Raw genomic sequence first — 19,719 nt, 5'->3', positions numbered from 1 at the left:
TAGCCAGTCCCTGGGGAGGGCCGGTTCAGTGGGCTGAAGCCGGGGCGGCCGCAGCCGCCAGCCCCCGGGCCAGGTCGGGGCAGACATCCTGCAAGGGCAACTGTTCCAGCAGGCCGCTGCGCCGGGCGATGTCCAGGGGTTGGTGCGCGAGGCCGCAGAGGATCAGGCGCACCCCGTGTCGCTGGCAGCTGCGCGCCAGGTCCATCAGAGTGTCGGCGCCCGAGGAATCCACATAGATCAGGTTCTTCAGGTCCAGCACCAGCGCGCGCGCGGGGAGCTGGCGTTCCATGTCTTCAACCAGCTTGACCGCCCCGAAGAACAGGGCGCCATAGAGCCGCCAGGCCCGCACCTGGCCGTCCTGGCCGGCCAGCAGGGGCTGGTCCTGGGCACTGACCGCTTCGGCCCGTGTCAGGCTGGAGATGCGGTAGATAAAGGTCAGGCAGGCGGCGATCAGGCCCACCTCCACCGCCACGGTCAGGTCCACCACGACGGTCAGGCCGAAGACCGCCAGCAGGGTGATGCGGTAGGGCAAGCGGTACTGGCGCAGTTGCGCGAAGGCCCGCCATTCGCCCATGTTCCAGGCCACGTAGACCAGGATGCCGGCCAGCGCCGCCAGCGGGATGTGGCTGGCCAGGGGCGCCGCCACCAGGACCACGGCCAGCAAAGTGAGCGCATGCACCATGCCTGCGACTGGGCTGCAGGCCCCGCTCTTGGCGTTGGTGACAGTGCGGGCGATGGTGCCCGTGGCCGGCATGCCGCCGAAGAAGGGCGTGACGAAATTGGCCAGGCCCTGCGCCATGAGCTCCTGGTTGGGGTTATGGCGGTCTTCGGTCAGGCCGTCGGCGATGCGTGCGCACAGCAGGGATTCGATGGCGCCCAGCAGGGCCAAGGTGAGCGCGGGCATCAGCAGGAAACGCGCCGTGCTCCAGCTGAAGTCCGGCCAGGCGAAGGCGGGCAGGGCGGCCGGGATGCCGCCGAACTTGCTGCCTATGGTCTCGACTTGCAGGTCCAGCAGCCGGCTCAGCAGCGTGGCGGCCAGCAGCGCGACGATGGAGCCGGGCACCACGGTGAGCTTGCCTGTGAAGGGCAGCTTGGCGGGTCCCAGGCGCGGCATGGCTTGCTGCCAGGCCACTACCAGCAACAGGGAGCCCAGGGCGACGCCCAGGGCGGCGGGGTTGGTGGTGTGCAGGGCGTGGCCCAGGGCGCTGAGCAGGGCGAAGAAGCTGGACGGCACGCTGGTCAGTTCCAGGCCCAGGAAATCCTTGACCTGGGACAACAGGATGAGCACCGCGATGCCGTTGGTGAAGCCAATTACCACGGCCACGGGAATGAAGCGGATCAGCGTACCCAGGCGGAACAGGCCCATGAGGAAGAGCAGCACGCCCGACATGGCCGTGGCGATGATCAGGTTGGCCAGGCCGTAGCGCTCCAGGATGCCGTAGACGATGACGATGAAGGCGCCGGCCGGCCCGCCGATCTGCACCCGGCTGCCGCCCAGGGCTGAGATGATGAAGCCGGCGATGATGGCGGTGAACAGGCCGGCCTCGGGCTTGAGCCCGGAGGCGATGGCAAAGGCCATGGCCAGCGGCAGGGCCACCACCCCTACGGTGAGGCCGGCGCCTAGGTCGCGGGCGAAATGCGTGCGTGAGTAACCGGGCAGGGTGTCGAACAGCTTGGGGCGGAAGGCGGCCAGTGTTCGAACGGATTCGGCAGCGCGCATGGCGGGTCAGTTTACTCCCGCATCGCGGCGTCGAGGCCTTTTTCAGCCCGGTGTGGCGGGTGGCGCCAGGCGCCCGTGGCGCAGGTCGTACAGCAGCGGCCCTGAAACCAGCAGGCCGAGCAGGGCGGCCAGCGGCAGGGTGGTGAGGTAGCCCCAGAGCTTGAAGCCCAGGGCGCCCAGCAGGCCGCCGGCGAAGAAGGCCGCCACCAGCGCGAGGTGGATGCGCAGCTTGCGCCGGTTGGCCACCACCTTGGCCGGCGCGGGCGAGCGGTTGAAATAGACCAGCTTGCCCAGCTCGATGCCGATGTCGGTGACCAGTCCCGTCACGTGGGTGGTGCGGATCTCGGCGTTCGACACCTTGGTGATCACTGCGTTCTGCAGGCCCATGATGTAGCACAGCAGCAGCACGGTCAGCGGCGCGAACAGTTCGGCGTGCAGATTGATGGCGGCACCGGACAGGCCGAAGACCAACAGCAGACTGGTCTCCAGCGCCAGCGGCCGGGCAAAGGCGCTGCGCAGCTGGCGTCGTTGGCCCCAGTTGACCATCAGGGCCGTGGTCATAGCCCCGCCCACGAAGGCGGCGATGGCCGCCAGGCTGGCCGCGACCAGCGCGAACTGGCCCAGCACCAGGTGGTCGGCCACCGAGGACAGCAGGCCCGTCATGTGGGAGGTGTACTGGCCGATGGCCAGGAAGCCGCCGGCGTTCGTGGCCCCGGCAATGAAGCTCAGGCAGATGCCCAGGCGCAAGTTGGCCACCGGGGAGCGGTGGACGTCGGCCCACCAATGGGGGTGGGAGGGCGGCCGGGGACTGGGCATGTGTCCAGTTTAGCGGCAGCCCAAGGGTGAGTTTTTCGCCTGGCGAGATGAAATGTGTTGCCCTATGACCCTTTTGGGGGATAGGCAGCGCCCGCAGGCTTGCCTACATTGGAGGGGCTGCTGTCACAGCCATCAGGCAAGGGGCACACCGGTAATGAGATGGCCGGTGTGCCCCGCAGGCTTTTTTGGGGCCGCAAGTCCCTTTACTCATCAGGTTCCCGGTGAAGCATCTGGCGGATTTCGTGGACATGACGGGCCATCGCTGGCTGACGTCGCTGGCCCTGCTCGTCCTGCTGGCCGCCACCGGCCTCACCGGCAGTGTGATCCTGCTGGCACCGCCCGGCCTGCCCACCGGGATGGCCATCGGGATGGGTCTGGTGCTCCTCCTGGGCCTGATGGTGTTGTGCCGGGCCGTGGTTCGCCATGTGCTCAACGGCGAATACGAACGCCAGGCCCTGGAAATGAACCACCAGTGTCTGCAGGAAGCCATCCAGGCCCTGCCCCTGGGTGTGGCCATCTATGACCAGCACGACCGGCTGGTGCTCTTCAACCGCCCGGCGGCCGAAATGGCTCCCTACCGCTACGGCGGTGAACTCATCGGCCAGTCCTTCGAATCCATACTTCGCCGTGCCCTGGAGCGCGGCGCCATCCCCGACGCCCTGGGTCGCGAAGAAGACTGGCTGCGCGAGCGCCTGGCTGCGCGCGGCAAGCTCAACCGGCCCCTGCTGCGGCCCCGTCCCGATGGTCGCTGGGCCCACCTGTATGAAATCAGTACGCCCTCGGGCTGCCTGGTCATGGCGCGCCTGGACGTCACCGAACTGGTGCAGAAGAGCATGGCACTGGAGCGCAGCAACCAGCAGCTGGAACAGCTCTCGGCCACCGACGGCCTGACCGGCTTGGCCAACCGCCGCCAGTTCGACCAGCACCTCTATACCGAATGGCAGCGCAGCATGCGCAGTAACCAGCCCATCTCGCTGCTGCTGCTCGACATCGACCACTTCAAGCGCTACAACGACCGATATGGCCACCTGGCCGGCGACGCCTGCCTGCGCCAGGTGGCCTCCATCCTCTATGACTGCGCGCAGCGGTCGGGTGAACTGGTGGCGCGTTATGGCGGCGAAGAGTTTGCGTTGCTGCTGCCCGGTGCCGATGGCGACGTGGCCATGACAGTGGCGCAGCGCTGCATGGACGAGATCGTCCAGGCCCGTATGCCGCATGAGGATTCACCCGTGGCGGATTACCTGACGGTCAGCATCGGCGTGGCCACCGTGGTGGCCGTGCAGGAGCTGGTGCCCGAGAGCCTGGTGCGCTGCGCCGACGAGGCACTGTACCGCGTCAAGAGCAGCGGGCGGGCGCATTACATCGTTGCCCCCTGTCCCGCGTAACCCAGATTATCTGACCCGCATGCCGGGTTGCGCACCGGGCCAGGGGTTGAGCACATAGATGCCGGGTTCGGCTTTCTCGTCGGCGTGGCTGGCGGCGAGCACCATGCCTTCGCTGATGCCGAATTTCATCTTGCGCGGAGCCAGGTTGGCCACCATCACGGTGAGCTTGCCCACCAGCTCTTCGGGTTTGTAGGCGCTGGCGATGCCAGAGAAGACGTTGCGTGTCTTGCCTTCGCCCACGTCCAGCGTGAGGCGCAGCAGCTTGGTCGAGCCGTCCACCGCTTCGCAGTTGACGATCTGGGCAATGCGCAGGTCGATTTTGGCGAAATCGTCGATGCTGATCGTCGGAGCCAACTCCTCACCACCCGGCAGCACTTTCTCGGGCTCCGGCGCAGCAGGGGCTTCGAACAGCGCTTCCAGCTGCTTGATGTCCACGCGTTGCATCAGGTGCTTGTACTCGCCGATGACGTGGCCAGCGCCCAGTGCGCGGGCCGCGTCGCTCCACTGCAGGGGATCGACCTTGAGGAAGGCTTCGACCTGTGCGGCCAGGGCCGGCAGCACGGGTTTCAGGTACAGGGTCAGCAGGCGGAAGGCTTCGATGCAGACGGTGCAGACGTCGTGCAGACGGCTGTCCATGCCCTCCTGCTTGGCCAGTTCCCAGGGCTTGTTCTGGTCCACATAAGCGTTGACACGGTCGGCCAGCAGCATGACTTCACGCAGGGCCTTGCCGTACTCGCGTTCGGCCATCAATTCGGCCAGGCCGGCGGCGCCGTCACGCAGATGCTCCAGCAGGGCATCGCCGTCGCCCGAGTACTCCCCGAGCTTGCCGCCGAAGCGTTTGGCGATGAAGCCGGCCGCGCGCGAGGCGATGTTGATGTACTTGCCCACCAAGTCGCTGTTGACACGCGCCATGAAGTCGTCGGCGTTGAAGTCGATGTCCTCGTTGCGTGCGCTGAGTTTGGCAGCCAGGTAATAACGCAGCCACTCCGGGTTCATGCCCAGGGCGAGGTACTTGAGCGGGTCCAGTCCGGTGCCGCGACTCTTGCTCATCTTCTCGCCGTTGTTCACGGTGAGGAAGCCGTGCACGAAAACCTTGTCCGGCGTCTTGCGGCCGCTGAACTTCAGCATGGCCGGCCAGAACAGGGTGTGGAAGGTCACGATGTCCTTGCCGATGAAGTGGTACTGCTCCAGCTTCGGATCTGCGATGTAGGTTTCGTAATTCTGGCCGCGCTTGTCCAGCAGGTTCTTGAGTGAGGCCAGGTAACCCACGGGCGCGTCCAGCCAAACGTAGAAGTACTTGCCCGGTGCATCGGGGATCTCGATGCCGAAATAGGGCGCGTCCCGTGAAATGTCCCAGTCGCCCAGGCCTTCGCTTTTGCTGCCGTCCGGGTTGGTGCGCACGGCGAACCATTCCTTGATCTTGTTGGCCACCTCGGGTTGCAGGCGCCCGTCCTGTGTCCATTCTTCAAGGAAAGCCACGCAGCGCGGGTCGGACAGCTGGAAGAAGAAGTGCTCGGAGCTCTTGAGCACCGGCTTGGCGCCGGACAGGGTCGAGTAGGGGTTGATCAGGTCCGTGGGCGCGTAGACCGAGCCGCAGACCTCGCAGTTGTCCCCGTACTGGTCCTTGGCGTGGCACTTGGGGCATTCGCCCTTGATGTAGCGGTCCGGCAGGAACATCTTCTTCTCGGGGTCGAAGAATTGTTCAACCACCTTGCTGGAGATCAGGCCATTGGCCTTGAGGTCCAGGTAGATGGCCTTGGCGAGCTGGTGGTTTTCGGGGCTGTCGGTCGAGCTCCAGTTGTCGAAGGCGATGTGGAAACCGTCCAGATAGGGTTTGCGGCCGGCGGCAATGTCGGCCACGAAAGCTTGTGGTGTCTTGCCGGCCTTCTCGGCCGCGATCATGATGGGCGCGCCGTGGGTGTCGTCGGCCCCGACAAAGTTCACCTCATGGCCCAGCATGCGCTGCAGACGCACCCAGATATCGGCCTGGATGTACTCCATGATGTGGCCGATGTGGAAGTTGCCGTTGGCGTAGGGCAGGGCGGTGGTGACAAAGAGCTTGCGGGTCATGAGGGGCACTTTCGCAGGGGAACCCGCGATTTTAGTCGCCCCGGCCCATGCGCCGCAGGCGGGCTCAGGCACGCGCGACGCTGCGCCGCTCGACCTGCGGGCGAGAAGGGGGCGTGGCTGCTGCCCCGTTCCAGCTGAAGAAGCGGCAGACCTCGTCTTCCTGGCGCAGAGTGTCAGCGTGGCCCATGGCCATGAGTTCGCGGGTGTAGGCGGCTTCGAACAGCAGGTAGCTGGCCAGCGCACCGCCCTTGACGTCGGCCTGGCTGGACGACACGCCCAGGCCGCCCAGCAGCGCGCGCACAGCGTGCGGCAGGGCACCTGCGTGCTTGGCGGCAATCTGATCGATGCGCTCGGAGGGCGAGATCACCAGCAATTCCACCGGCTTGAGCGCGCTGGCCTGACGGGCTTCACGCGGGATCAGGTTGAGCGTCTGGTTGATGCGGCGTATGCGTTCGATGTCCACCGCCAGTGCGTCCAGGAAGATGCTGGACATGGCGTGGCCGGCGATCTGCGCCAGCGAGGGGTAGGTGGTGGGGGCGGCGCGCAGCAGGGTGTCGCGCGGTTCGCTCATGCGGCCGGCACCCACCACCACGATGCGCTCGGCCCCCAGGTGGATGGCCGGTGCCACCGGTGCGGTCTGGCGCATGGAGCCGTCGCCGAAGTACTCAACGCCATCGTTGATGGCCAGGGCCTTGGCTGGGAAGACGAAGGGGATGGCCGAGGAGGCCAGCAGGTGTTCGTGGCTGATGTGGTCGCGTACCGCCAGGCGCTGCGAGCGCACCCAGGGCTGCAGTTCTTCGCTGCCTTCGAAGAAGGTGACATGGTGGCCCGAGCTATAGCTGGAGGCCGTGATGGCGAGGGCGTGCAGGTGGCCCTGGGCGATCAGCTGGGGCAGGCGTTCCAGAGGCACCATCCTGTGCAGCAGTTCGTCGAGCGGCGAGTTGTCCAGCAGCGAGCGGGGCTTGATGCGGCGCCAGCGCGCGATCAGCCAGCCCAGGGACAGCAGGCTCATCCAGCGCGCGCCGCTGCGCAGCACGCTCAGCAGGTCGGCTTCGTAGACCTGGCCGGCCTCGAAGTTCTGCCAGACCGAGACGATGCGTTGCACCGCAAGGTCGAAGTCGTCGGCGCCGCAGGCCAGCGAGGCGGCGTTGATGGCGCCGGCGGAGGTGCCGGTGATGATGGTGAAGGGGCTGGAGGCCGGCGCCCCGGGCGCGCGGGCGCGGCGCAACTCGGCCAGGGCCTGGAGCACGCCCACCTGGTAGGCCGCGCGTGCGCCGCCGCCGGTCAGCAGCAGGCCGATGCGCGGCGGGCTCGTGTCGGTGGGGGCATCGTTGACCATGCGGCCATTATGTGGCGGGGTGAGTGCTGACGTCACCCGGGAGTGGCGCAGAAAAAGTCAGTACTTATGCAATTTGCCCACACCCGCGGGGTTTTCACGCCGGCCGCTAGACTATGCGCACTTCAGGAGTAATGAATGGCAGTGACAGAACAGGCCTTGATGGAGGCGCTCAAGGCGGTGGTGGACCCGAACACGGGCAAGGATTTTGTGAGTACCAAGTCCATCAAAAGCTTGGTCATCCAGGACGGCGACGTGTCTTTCGACGTCGAACTCGGCTACCCGGCCAAGAGCCAGATCCCCGGATTTCGCAAGTCGCTGATCGCCGCCGCCAAAGGTGTGGCCGGCGTCAACAACGTTTCGATCAACATCACAAGCAAGATCGTCGCACACGCCGTGCAGCGCGGCGTGGCCCTGTTGCCCAAGGTCAAGAACATTGTGGCCGTGGCCTCGGGCAAGGGTGGCGTGGGCAAGAGCACCACGGCCGTCAACCTGGCCCTGGCCCTGGCCGCCGAAGGCGCCAGCGTGGGCATCCTGGACGCCGACATCTACGGCCCCAGCCAGCCCATGATGATGGGCATTGACGGCCGGCCCGAGAGTGACGACGGCAAGACCATGGAGCCGCTGGAGAACTATGGCGTGCAGGTCATGTCCATCGGTTTCCTGGTTGCCCAGGACGAGGCCATGATCTGGCGCGGCCCCATGGCCACCCAGGCGCTGGAGCAGCTGCTGCGCCAGACCAACTGGAAGGACCTGGACTACCTGATCGTCGATATGCCCCCGGGCACCGGTGACATCCAGCTCACGCTGAGCCAGCGTGTGCCCATGACGGGCGCGGTCATCGTCACCACGCCGCAGGACATCGCCCTGCTGGACGCCAAGAAGGGCATCAAGATGTTCGAGAAGGTGGGCGTGCCCATCCTGGGCATCGTGGAGAACATGGCGGTGCATGTGTGCAGCAACTGCGGCCACATCGAACACATCTTCGGCGCTGACGGCGGCAAGAAGATGGCAGCCGAGTACGGCATGGACTACCTGGGTGCTCTGCCGCTCAATATGCAGATCCGCGTTCAGGCCGATAACGGCAAACCCACCGTGGTCGCCGATCCGGACGGCGAGGTTGCTGGCATCTACAAGGCTGTGGCGCGCCAGGTGGCCGTGTCCATCGCGGCCAAGAACAAGGACTTCTCCGGCAAATTCCCGAGCATCAAGATCTCGAAAGAGACCTGAACCGTGTCGGCCCGATGAGTGGGGCGGCCTAGTAGCGCAGCTGGCCGGCGTTGTCGATGATGGCCAGTTCGACGTAGGTCGATCCGTTGTGGGAGCTGGGTGAGTACTTCGCTGCGAAGCGGCCAAAGCTGATTTCGCCCGCGTCTTCCATGGTCTTGATGAACGATGCGGTGCTCAGATTGCGTCCAGTACGGCGCAGGCCCTCGACCAGCAGCTTGGCATGGACGAAACCTTCGAGCTGGAAGGCCGACGGGGCCACCGACGGGTTCCTCTCACGCAGGATCCGGTGGTATTCAGCCACCACCGGGATCGTCGTGTTGCGTAGCGGGGGCATGACCTGCGCCAGCACGATGCCTCGCGCCTGTTCCTTCAGGTCGCGCCGGATCAGGTCGACGTTGGCGACCGAAAATCCGTAGAAGGTGGGGCGCAAGCTGGTCTGGAGCGTTGCCTTGATGTAGTTCGTCATCGTGCCACCGGCGGTACCTAGCAGCACGGCCTGGGGCTGGGCCCGTTCGGTGGCTGCGGCCGCCGCTGGATAGTCCGGGGCCTTGGGGTCAAGCTTCACCTCAGTGTCGAACCGGATCTTGGCTGCCGCCGCGGCCTGCTGCAGCTCGGCCAGCAGAGTCTTGCCCAGGCCGTCGTCCTGGTACACCACGGCGACGCGGCTGATGCCGGTTTCCTGCAGATGCGCCACGATGCGACGTGCCTCGTCGGCATAACTCGCCCTCACATGGAAGAGGTAGGGGTTGACCTTGTTGCGAAAGACCGTGGCGCCGGTGACCGGACCGAAGATGAGCGTGCGGCTTTCTTCCGCCAGGGGCAGGATGGCCCCGGTCTGGGCCGTGCCCGTGTTGTTGTAGATCATGAACACGCCCTGTTCGTCGATCAGCCTGCGGGTGTTTTCGACGGCGCGCTTCACGTCGAAGCCGTCATCGAGCGTGCTGTAGACGATCTTGCGCCCGTGCACGCCGCCCGCTGCATTCACTGCGTCAAAGTACAGACGCGAACCTTCGCCGAATTCCAGCGTCTGCGGACCGAGCGGTCCGCTCAGCACGGCAGAGGCTCCCAGGCGTATTTCCGTGGGTGTGACACCGCGGTCTCCCGCGGCGGCCAGGCCGCCCATCATCAATCCTATAGCCAGTACGAGGGGTCGAAACATATGGGTCTCCTGAAGAGTCCTCCCTGTCGTGCAAGAGGCCGTCGGTGGCCTTCATGCTCTTATTTAGTTATTCAATATAGTTATTTGAATGAATCAATTGAATTTCTGCTTTGGTGGTTTCCCCTAGGACATTGGCCTGCGCGTGCATAAGTTCACGTTCTGGCAAGATGGCGGTCCGATGAATCTCCTGGTGTCCATGCGTTACCTCGTCGCACTCGACGAGCACAAGCACTTCGCGCGCGCCGCGCAGGCCTGCTTCGTCACGCAGCCTGCGCTTTCCAACGCCCTGCGAGCGCTGGAGGAGGAGTTCGGCTCCTCGATCGTCAAGCGTGGGCGCACCTTCGTGGGTTTCACGCCCGAGGGCGAGCGCCTGCTGGAGAGCGCGCGTCTCATGCTGCGCGAAGAACAACTGCTCAAGCAGGACCTCAGCAGCGTGGGAGGCCAGCCCCAGGGGCGTCTGGGCATCGGCGTCGTTCCCTCTGCCGAGCCGGTGGCCGCGCGTTTCGCGGCCATGCTGCAGGCGCGCCACCCGGGCATCACACCCGTGGTGCGCTCCATGAGTTCGCAGGAGATCGAGGCCGGGCTGGAGGAGCTCACGCTGGACATGGGCCTGGGTTTCACCGAGCGCGTGCGCGCCGGGTCCCTGCAGACCCTGCCGCAGTACACCGAGCACTATTTCCTGGTGCGCAAGGCCACACAGCCGCTGGCGCCCCAAGCGCAGGGCATGCATTTCGGTCCACCCATGACCTGGCTGGATGCGGCTCAGTTGCCCCTGTGCCTGATGACGTCCGAGATGTACAACCGCCACATCGTGGACGGTGCCTTCATCGAGGCTGGTGCCAAGGTGCGGCCCGTGCTGGAAACCAATTCCCTGCTGACCCTGGCGCTCAGCGCCGTAGGCGGGGCGGTTTGCTGCGTCATGCCCGGTGCCCTGGTCGGTGCTGTGCGTGCCTACCGCGAACTCGAAGCCCGGCCGCTGAGCGGCCCTGAAGTGCGTACTCCCATCGGTTTCATGGTGCAGACGACCGAGCGGCACTCCCGCCCCCTCGAGGCGGCCCTGACCCTGGCGCAGGACGCGGCCTGGCTGCGCCACGCAGCTGCCCACAGCGGTCTGTTGCACGCCTGAGCCCCGGCTGGGGCCAGCAATCGGCCTAGTTCAATAAGAATCGCTGTTATCTACCGCAGTGCATCATTTATTTTTTGAATGATGACATGTCCCGATCCAATTTGACCGGTTTGGGGCTCGGGCCGACACTGCGCGCATAGTTATGAACCGAGGGACATACCCATGAACCATCCCGGCCGCAAAGGCGAAATCCAGGCCGTCGTCGTCGCTACGGTCGACGACCTGCGGGAGCGCATCCGCCGCAAGAGCAAGCTCAAGGGCCGTCAGGCCGACGACAAGTCTCTGACCGAAGTGATCACCCTGATCGGTGCCAAGCCGGCCAATGGCCATCGCCGCGACTTGCTCATCGAATACCTGCACAAGCTCAACGACGCCTACCGCTGCCTGCACGACCGGCACCTGGTGGCCCTGGCCAAGGAAATGAACATTCCCATGGCCGAAGTCTATGAAGTCGCTACCTTCTATCACCACTTCGAAGTGGTCAAGGGTGATGAGAAAGCCCCTGGCCTGACCGTGCGCGTCTGCGACGGCCTGAGCTGCGAGATGCATGGTGCCCAGAGCCTCATGAGCAAGCTGCAGACCACCCTGGGTGGCGACGTGCGTGTGCTCCACGCGCCCTGCGTGGGTCGTTGCGAGCAGGCCCCGGTGGCCGTGGTGCACCAGAACCCTGTGCTGCGCGCCACGCCCGAATCCGTGGCCAAGGCCGTGAAGTCCGGCATCAGCACGCAGCCCAAGTCCTCCGGCAAGGCCGTCTTCGACCCGGCGGCCCTGGCGCTCAAATCCATCTCCCCCGCACCCTCGCAGCAGCAGGTTTCGCCTGATTACGTGGGCTACGAGGCCTACAAGGCCAAGGGTGGCTACAAGCTGGCGGCCGAGCTGCTCAGCGGCAAGCAGGAAGTTGAACCGGTCATCAAGGCCATGGAAGACTCGGGCCTGCGCGGCCTGGGCGGCGCCGGCTTCCCGGCTGGCCGCAAGTGGCGCATCGTGCGCGACCAGCCTGCCCCCAAGCTGATGGCCGTGAACATCGACGAAGGCGAACCCGGTACCTTCAAGGACCGTACCTACCTGGAACGCGATCCCCACCGTTTCCTCGAAGGCCTGCTGGTCGCGGCCTACGCCGTGGGTGTGGGTGCCTGTTATATCTACCTGCGTGATGAATACCACGGCGCGCGTGCCTTGCTGGAGGCCGAACTGGCTGCCCTGCAGGCCAACCCGCCCTGTCCGCTGCCCCTGATCGAGCTGCGTCGCGGTGCCGGTGCCTACATCTGCGGCGAAGAGTCCGCGATGATCGAAAGCATCGAAGGCAAGCGCGGCGAACCCCGCATGCGTCCGCCCTACATCGCCCAGGTCGGCCTGTTCGGCCGTCCCACACTGGAGCACAACTTCGAGACGCTCTACTGGGTGCGCGATATCGTGCAGAAGGGGCCGCAGTGGTTCAGCAGCTTCGGCGCCAACGGCCGCAAGGGCCTGCGTTCCTTCAGTGTCAGTGGCCGGGTCAAGCACCCGGGCGTCAAGCTGGCGCCGGCCGGCATCACCATCCGCGAACTGGTGGACCAGTATTGCGGTGGCATGCTCGACGGCCATGAGCTCTACGCCTACCTGCCGGGTGGCGCCTCGGGCGGCATCCTGCCGGCCAGCATGGGCGACATCCCGCTGGACTTCGACACCCTGCAGCCCTACGGATGTTTCATCGGCTCGGCCGCCGTCATCGTGCTGAGCCAGAAGGACACGGCGCGCGAAGCCGCCGTGAACATGATGCGCTTCTTCGCGGACGAGAGCTGTGGTCAGTGCACACCCTGCCGCGTGGGCACGGCCAAGGCCGTCAAGCTCATGGAATCCGCCAAGTGGGACAACGAGACGCTGGAAGACCTGTGCCAGGTCATGGCCGACGCCTCCATCTGCGGCCTGGGTCAGGCTGCACCGAATCCCATCCGCTCTGTCCAGAAATACTTCCCCCAGGAGCTCGCATAAATGAACGCACCTGCCAAGCTCAACGAACTCGCCCCCCAGGTTGTCGAGTTCACCCTCGATGGCAAAAAGGCCCAGGCCTACGGCGGCGAAACCATCCTGACCGTGGCCAAGCGCATGGGCATGGAGATTCCGCACCTTTGCTACAAGGAGGGCATGCGCCCGGACGGCAACTGCCGCGCCTGCGTGGTCGAAGTCAAGGGCGAGCGCACCCTGGCTCCCAGCTGCTGCCGCAGCGCCACCGCCGGCATGGAGGTGCAGAGCAAGAGCGAACGCGCCGTCAAGAGCCAGAAGATGGTGCTCGAGATGCTGCTGTCCGACATGCCCGATACGGGTTACAAATGGGACGAGCAGGACGAATCCCTGCAGCACGGTGAGCTCTCGCAGTGGGCTGACCAGGCGGGCGTGACCGTGCGCCCCGCGCTCAAGGCCTTGCGCCGCGAGCAGCCGGTGGCTGACATCTCGCACCCGGCCATGGCCGTCAACCTCGACGCCTGCATCCAGTGCAACCGCTGCGTGCGCGCCTGCCGCGAAGAACAGGTGAACGACGTGATCGGCTACGCCATGCGTGGCAGCCACAGTGAGATCGTGTTCGACCTGGGTGACTCCATGGGCGACAGCACCTGCGTGGCCTGCGGCGAATGCGTTCAGGCCTGCCCGACCGGCGCGCTCATGCCCAAGAGCCGTGTGGGTTCGCAGCAGGTCGACAAGAAGGTCGACTCGGTCTGCCCCTTCTGCGGCGTCGGTTGCCTGCTGACCTACAACGTCAAGGACAACAAGATCATCAGCGTGGACGGGCGCGACGGCCCGGCCAACCACAGCCGCCTGTGCGTCAAGGGCCGCTTCGGTTTCGACTATGCACACAACCCGCAGCGTCTGACCAAACCCCTGATCCGCAAGGCCGGCGTGCCCAAGGACCCGGAGGCCATCGACGAGCTGAACCGCCAGATGAGCGAGGATCCATCGGTCATCCTGAGCATGTTCCGCGAAGCCAGCTGGGACGAGGCGCTGGACATGGCCGGTGGCGGCCTCAAGGGCCTGCGCGACAAATACGGCCTCAAGGCCCTGGCCGGTTTCGGCTCGGCCAAGGGCAGCAACGAAGAGGCCTACCTCTTCCAGAAGCTGGTGCGCACCGGCTTCGGCAGCAACAACGTGGACCATTGCACGCGTCTGTGCCATGCCTCCAGCGTGTCGGCCCTGCTAGAGGGCGTGGGCTCGGGCGCCGTGTCCAACCAGGTCAATGACGTGGAGAACTCGGGCCTGATCCTGCTGATCGGCTCCAATCCCACGGCCAACCACCCGGTGGCAGCGACCTGGTTCAAGAACGCTGCGAAGAACGGCACCAAGATCGTGCTGGCCGACCCGCGCATCACCGACATCGGCAAGCACGCTTGGCGCACCCTGCAGTTCAAGCCTGATACCGACGTGGCCATGCTGAACGCCATGATCTACACGGTGATCGAGGAAGGCCTGGTCGACAAGGAGTTCCTGAAGAAGCGCGCGAGCAACTTCGAGGCCCTGAAGGCCAACGTCAAGGGTTACAGCCCCGAAGCCATGGAACCCATCTGCGGCATTCCTGCGGCCCAGCTGCGGGAAGTGGCGCGCGAGTTCGCCACCTCCAAGGCCTCCATGATCCTGTGGGGCATGGGCGTGAGCCAGCACGTGCACGGCACCGACAATGCACGTTGCCTGATCGCGCTGTGCGCGGTGACGGGCCAGATCGGCAAGCCCGGTTCCGGCCTGCACCCGCTGCGCGGCCAGAACAATGTGCAGGGCGCCAGCGACGCCGGCCTGATTCCCATGATGTTCCCGAACTACCAGCGCGTGGACAACAAGGAAGTGCACCAGTGGTTCGAGAAGTTCTGGGGCAGCAAGCTCGACGACAAGCCCGGCTATACCGTGGTGGAGATCATGCACAAGGCCTTGGTCGACGACAGCGATCCGCACAAGATCCATGGCATGTACGTCGAGGGCGAGAACCCCGCCATGAGCGACCCGGACCTGAACCATGCCCGCCATGCGTTGGCCGAGCTCAAGCATCTGGTGGTGCAGGACATCTTCATGACCGAGACCGCCTGGCTGGCCGACGTGATCCTGCCCGCTACCGCCTGGCCCGAGAAGACCGGTACCGTCAGCAACACCGACCGCATGGTGCAGATGGGCAAACAGGCCGTCACGCCGCCCGGCGAGGCCAAGCCCGACCTCTGGATCATCCAGCAGATCGCCAAGCGCATGGGTCTGAACTGGAACTACCCCGGCGAGCACGCCGGCGTGGCTGCGGTGTACGAGGAAATGCGCCAGGCCATGCACGCCGTCATCTCGGGCATCACCTGGGAGCGCCTGGAGAAGGAATCCAGCGTGACCTATCCCTGCCTGAGCGCTGAAGACCCGGGCCAACCCACCGTTTTCATCGACAAGTTCGATACCAAGGACGGCAAGGTCAGGCTCGTGCCGGCCGACATCATCCCGGCCAACGAGCGTCCGGATGCCGAGTTCCCCTTCGTGCTCATCACGGGCCGCCAGCTCGAACACTGGCACACGGGCAGCATGACGCGTCGCTCGGGTGTGCTCGATGCCATCGAGCCCATCGCCACCGCCTCCATGTGCGGTGACGACATGACCGAGCTGGGCCTGAAGCCCGGCGATGTGGTGACCGTGGCCTCGCGCCGCGGCCAGGTGGCCATCCACCTGCGCCGTGATGACGGCACGCCACGCGGCGCCGTCTTCATCCCCTTCGCCTACTATGAGGCGGCTGCCAACCTGATCACCAATGCGGCGCTGGACCCCGTGGGCAAGATCCCGGAGTTCAAGTACTGCGCGGTGTCTATCCGTCGTGGTGGCAAGCCTGCGAAGACGCAGGGCTTTGGCGCGGCGGAGGCCATGCTGGGCTGAACGGCGGCAGATCTTCTTCCGCTTCCAGCGGGATGAGCTCAAGGGCCTTGCGAGTGATCGCAAGGCCTTTTTCTTTGGCGCTTGCGGAATGCAGTTGCGACAAATTGTCGCAACACACTCTGATGCAGGGGCTTTCCTATCCGCTACAGTGACGGATGTATGGGTACCCAACAACCTTCCACCCAGGTGGCCGTCATCATGCGTAAGGTGCGCATCGAGGGCCCCATGAGCCGCTGGCAGACCTGGCGCTGGGAGCTGGCCGACGTGGTGGCGCACGAGCCCGCCTTTGGCGAGTCGCCCCGCCTGTTGCGCAAGGACGAAGACGGCGAGCACTGGCTGCATCCGAACTTCACGGTGGAGCTGTTCCGCGATGATGCCGAGGGCTATTACCTCAACGCCACCACGCCGGCGCCCTGCTGGTTCGTGCTCTGGCGCATGGAGGAAGAGGCCACGGTGTCCGACGAGCCCATCCCGCGCCCGGCCGCCGTGTCCGTGAGTTACCACGATGCCGGACGCTGGCTCGACGCGCAGGAGACGGTCGAGCAGGTGCCGGCGCCGCTTGATGTGGTGGCCTGGTTCCAGGCCTATGCCGACGAACACTACGTGATCGAGCCCAAAAAGCGCAAGCGGCCTGACAGTTTCAAGCCGCTGACGGACCGCTTCGGCAATCCGGCCTCGGTGAGCACGCAGAAGAAATACGGCGGAGGCGAACATGGCTGACGGCTTCCTGGGCCGCTGGGCGCAGCGCAAGCAGGCGGTGCGCGAGGGCAAGGCCATCGAGGAGCCGGTGGCGCCAGTGACGGCACCCGCTTCGCCGGCGTCCGCGCGCAGCGAAGCGGACGTCACTGTGCCGGTGGCGACACCGGCGAAGGAAGTGCCGCCAGCGCCGCCCACGCTGCAGGACACGCAATCCCTGACGCCGCAGTCCGATTTCAAGCGCTTCATGGTGTCTGACGTGGACCCCGAGGTCAAGAACGCGGCCATGAAGAAGCTGTTCACCGACCCGCACTTCAACGTGATGGACCGGCTGGACATCTACATCGATGACTATTCCCTGCCCGATCCCCTGCCGGAATCCATGCTGCGCCAGATGGCCAGCGCGAAATTCCTGAACCTCTTCGACGACGAGGAAGAGAAAGACCGCAAGCCCGGGGCAGGGCTGACCCCTAGCCCGGCGCCTGCTGTGCAAACCGATAATCCCGCAAAGGCTGTGGCGCCTGCCGAGTCGCCAAACCCAGCTGCGTTGGCCCACCTGAACGATCAAGACCATGTCGACCCTGATTTGCGATTGCAACAAGACCATGCCGCTGGACCCCAAGGGTCTGGGGGCGGTCCTCAATGAAAACCTGACGCTGCACAGCACCCTGTGCCGGCGCGAGGCCGGCGCCTTCCAGCAGGCGCTGGGCCAGGGCGATGACGTGGTGGTGGCCTGCACGCAGGAGGCCCGTCTCTTCGGCGAGATCGCCGGGCAGACCGAAGGTGCCAGGGCGGTGCCGATCCGTTTTGTCAATATCCGTGAGACCGGGGGCTGGAGCAAGGACGCCGCCAAGGCCATGCCCAAGATGGCCGCCCTGCTGGCCGCAGCGCGCCTGCCCGATCCGGAGCCCGTGCCCACCGTCACCTACAAGAGCGCCGGGCGCCTGCTCATCATCGGCCCGCTGGATGCGGCCGAGCGTGCCGCCGATCTGCTGGCCGATACCCTGGACGTCAGTCTTTTCAGCACCGGCCCCGGAACGGACGGTGGTATGCAGGAGCGGCGTTACCCCGTGATGACCGGCAGGATCGAGCAGCTCACGGGCTGGCTCGGCGCCTTCGAATTCAAGTGGCAGCGGACCAACCCCATCGACCTGGACCTGTGCACGCGCTGCAATGCCTGCATTGACGCCTGTCCCGAGAGCGCCATCGGCTTCGACTATCAAATTGATAGCAATCTGTGTAAATCGCACCGCGCCTGCGTCAAGGCCTGTGGCGTGGCCGGGGCGATCGACTTCACGCGCGAGCCGCAGGCCGACAGCGAGACCTACGACCTGGTACTGGATTTGCGCGCTGCACCGGCCTTCACGCAGCACGCCAAGCCCCAGGGGTATTTCCCCTGGGATGGACAGAACCAGCGCACCCTGATTGATCTGCGCGGCCTGGTGGGCGAGTTCGAGAAACCCAAGTTCTTCGTCTACAAGCAGAAACTCTGCGCGCACAGCCGCAACGAGAAGGTGGGCTGCAATGCCTGCATCGACGTCTGCTCGGCTTCGGCTGTCAGCAGCGACTACGAACGTCAGCAGATCAAGGTGAATCCCAATCTCTGCGTGGGGTGCGGTGCCTGCACGACGGTCTGCCCCAGCGGCGCGCTGACCTTTGCCTACCCGCGTGCCAGCGAACAGGGCGTGAAATTCAAGACTCTGATTTCCACCTACCTGCGCGCAGGCGGCAAGCAGCCCGCGCTGCTGTTGCACAGCCAGCAGGCCGGCACCCGGCTGATCGGCGACCTGGGCCGCGCTGCGCGTGTGGACCAGGATGTGCTGGGCGTGCCCGCCCGTGTGTTGCCGGTGGCGGTCTGGCACACCGCTTCGCTGGGCGTGGACGTCTGGCTCTCGGCCGTGGCCTACGGTGCCAGCAATGTCTGGGTGCTGATGACGGGCGAGGAAGCGCCGCAGTACCGGGAAGCGGTGCGCGCGCAGATGGATGTGGCGCAGGCCATCCTGAACGGCCTGGGTTACACAGGCGAACATTTCCGCATCCTGCGCGCGCGCGATGCGCGCGACCTGAGCGAACTGGACACCGAACTGCAGGCCCCCGCTGCACAGGGCGTGGCCAAACCCGCCGGTTTTGCCGTGCAGGCCGACAAACGCGCCACCCTGGAACTGGCGCTGGACCACCTGCTGACCCACGCGCCGCTGGCCGAGCCCAAGCCGGAAGTGATTGCCCTGCCCGCCCAGGGCTCGCCCCTGGGTGCGTTGGCCATCAACAAAGACACCTGCACCATGTGCCTGAGCTGCGTTAATGCCTGTCCGGCCAGCGCGTTGCAGGACAACCCCAACGCGCCGCAGCTGAAGTTCATCGAGAAAAACTGTGTGCAGTGCGGCCTTTGCGTGAAGACCTGCCCGGAACAGGCGCTGTCGCTGCTTCCGCAGCTGCGTCTGACGCCGCAACGCAAGGACCCCGTGGTCATCAACGAGATGCAGCCCTATGCCTGCGTGCGCTGCGGCAAGCCCTTCGGCACGCTCAAGGCCATCGAGGGCATGCTGGGCAAGCTGGCAGGGCACTCCATGTTCCAGGGCGAAGCGCTGGAACGGCTGAAGATGTGCGGCGACTGCCGTGTGATCGACATCTACAGCAACCCGAACGAATCGAAGATCACCGACCTCTGAGTGGAGCCCCGCATGAGCACCCAAACTGAATCCAACGAAGCTCAACTGGCGCAAGGCGGCACACTTGACGAGGAAACCGCACGCGCCGAGGTCTACGGCCTGCTGGCCGCGCTGTATTACGCACCACCCGGTGAGGAATTGTTCGAACAGCTGCGTGTGGCCGCTACCGAAGCGCCGGCCGAAGGCGGCTTTCTTGAAGAGCCCTGGCGCGGCCTGGTCAGTGCGGCGCGCGATCTGGACCTGCAGACTGTCACTACGGAATACAACGCGCTTTTCGGCGGCGTGGGCAAGCCTGAGATCTATCTTTTCGGGTCGCACTACCTCAGCGGCTTCCTCAACGAGAAACCCCTGGCCAAGCTGCGTGACGATCTGGCGGCCATGGGTCTGGCGCGCGACGAGACCATGCCCGAGACCGAGGACCACATGGCCTACCTCTGCGAGGTCATGCGTTACCTGATCGCCGGTGATGACGTGGCCGTGGCCAACCTGACGAAACAACGCGAGTTCTTCGCCGCCCACCTCCAGCCCTGGGCCAACCTCATGTGCGATGCCATTGCGGCCCACCCGCGGGCGCGCTTCTATGCGGGGCTGGCGGAATTCACACGCGCTTTCGTCAGCGTCGAAATGCAGGGTTTCGACATGCTGGCTTAGA

The 19,719-nt window shown here is 65.4% G+C and carries 14 protein-coding genes; 9 read left to right on the top strand and 5 right to left on the bottom strand.

Annotated features, from left to right (window positions below):
- Window positions 1-25 precede the first annotated feature (25 nt).
- Together AC07NT_RS12395 and AC07NT_RS12390 are read right to left on the bottom strand one after the other, a co-directional pair.
- Complete coding sequence (locus AC07NT_RS12395) at window positions 26-1,720, bottom strand: SulP family inorganic anion transporter (protein WP_498598740.1); 1,695 nt, start codon at window positions 1,718-1,720, stop codon at window positions 26-28.
- 42 nt (window positions 1,721-1,762) lie between these two features.
- Window positions 1,763-2,536, bottom strand: coding sequence for a YoaK family protein (locus tag AC07NT_RS12390; protein WP_498598741.1), 774 nt, complete (start codon window positions 2,534-2,536; stop codon window positions 1,763-1,765).
- Between the two features lie 221 nt (window positions 2,537-2,757).
- Between AC07NT_RS12390 and AC07NT_RS12385 the strand changes: the two genes are divergently transcribed.
- Window positions 2,758-3,921 carry a GGDEF domain-containing protein gene (locus AC07NT_RS12385; protein ID WP_498598742.1) on the top strand — a complete coding sequence of 388 codons (1,164 nt, stop codon included), beginning with the start codon at window positions 2,758-2,760 and terminating at the stop codon, window positions 3,919-3,921.
- Between the two features lie 6 nt (window positions 3,922-3,927).
- On the opposite strand, the gene metG is transcribed toward AC07NT_RS12385, so the two are convergent.
- Both metG and AC07NT_RS12375 read right to left on the bottom strand, forming a co-directional pair.
- On the bottom strand, window positions 3,928-5,991 hold the full coding sequence (metG, locus tag AC07NT_RS12380; protein ID WP_498598743.1) for a methionine--tRNA ligase: 2,064 nt from the start codon (window positions 5,989-5,991) through the stop codon (window positions 3,928-3,930).
- A 64-nt stretch (window positions 5,992-6,055) separates the two neighbouring features.
- Window positions 6,056-7,330, bottom strand: a complete 1,275-nt coding sequence (locus AC07NT_RS12375; protein ID WP_498598744.1) for a patatin-like phospholipase family protein — start codon at window positions 7,328-7,330, stop codon at window positions 6,056-6,058.
- A 135-nt stretch (window positions 7,331-7,465) separates the two neighbouring features.
- On the opposite strand from AC07NT_RS12375, the gene apbC reads away from it, so the two are divergent.
- Window positions 7,466-8,557, top strand: coding sequence for an iron-sulfur cluster carrier protein ApbC (apbC, locus tag AC07NT_RS12370; protein WP_498598745.1), 1,092 nt, complete (start codon window positions 7,466-7,468; stop codon window positions 8,555-8,557).
- Window positions 8,558-8,585: 28 nt separating this feature from the next.
- Here the strand turns inward: apbC and AC07NT_RS12365 are convergent, their stop codons facing one another.
- The gene (locus AC07NT_RS12365) at window positions 8,586-9,716 is read right to left on the bottom strand and encodes an ABC transporter substrate-binding protein (protein ID WP_498598746.1); all 1,131 of its coding nucleotides are present in this window, start codon (window positions 9,714-9,716) and stop codon (window positions 8,586-8,588) included.
- 178 nt (window positions 9,717-9,894) lie between these two features.
- On the opposite strand from AC07NT_RS12365, the gene AC07NT_RS12360 reads away from it, so the two are divergent.
- From AC07NT_RS12360 to AC07NT_RS12330, 7 genes are all read left to right on the top strand, one after another.
- Complete coding sequence (locus tag AC07NT_RS12360) at window positions 9,895-10,842, top strand: LysR family transcriptional regulator (RefSeq protein ID WP_498598747.1); 948 nt, start codon at window positions 9,895-9,897, stop codon at window positions 10,840-10,842.
- A gap of 162 nt (window positions 10,843-11,004) precedes the next feature.
- Window positions 11,005-12,813, top strand: coding sequence for an NADH-ubiquinone oxidoreductase-F iron-sulfur binding region domain-containing protein (locus AC07NT_RS12355; protein ID WP_498598748.1), 1,809 nt, complete (start codon window positions 11,005-11,007; stop codon window positions 12,811-12,813).
- Window positions 12,814-15,702, top strand: coding sequence for a formate dehydrogenase subunit alpha (gene fdhF / locus AC07NT_RS12350; RefSeq protein WP_498598749.1), 2,889 nt, complete (start codon window positions 12,814-12,816; stop codon window positions 15,700-15,702).
- Between the two features lie 159 nt (window positions 15,703-15,861).
- Window positions 15,862-16,422, top strand: a complete 561-nt coding sequence (locus tag AC07NT_RS12345) for a DUF3305 domain-containing protein (protein WP_498598750.1) — start codon at window positions 15,862-15,864, stop codon at window positions 16,420-16,422.
- Window positions 16,415-17,044: a DUF3306 domain-containing protein gene (locus AC07NT_RS12340; RefSeq protein WP_498598751.1), complete on the top strand. Its 630-nt coding sequence runs from the start codon at window positions 16,415-16,417 to the stop codon at window positions 17,042-17,044. The genes AC07NT_RS12345 and AC07NT_RS12340 overlap by 8 nt, the downstream gene beginning before the upstream one ends.
- Window positions 16,971-19,067: a 4Fe-4S binding protein gene (locus AC07NT_RS12335; RefSeq protein WP_498598752.1), complete on the top strand. Its 2,097-nt coding sequence runs from the start codon at window positions 16,971-16,973 to the stop codon at window positions 19,065-19,067. Before AC07NT_RS12340 ends, AC07NT_RS12335 begins: the two co-directional genes overlap by 74 nt.
- A gap of 12 nt (window positions 19,068-19,079) precedes the next feature.
- Window positions 19,080-19,718: a TorD/DmsD family molecular chaperone gene (locus tag AC07NT_RS12330; protein WP_498598753.1), complete on the top strand. Its 639-nt coding sequence runs from the start codon at window positions 19,080-19,082 to the stop codon at window positions 19,716-19,718.
- Window position 19,719 lies beyond the last annotated feature (1 nt).

The sequence above is a fragment of the Hylemonella sp. GW821-FHT10B10 genome (genome assembly GCF_059415585.1).
The sequence above is the reverse complement of the archived record's forward strand: the minus strand, read 5'-3'. Positions and strand labels throughout refer to the sequence as shown.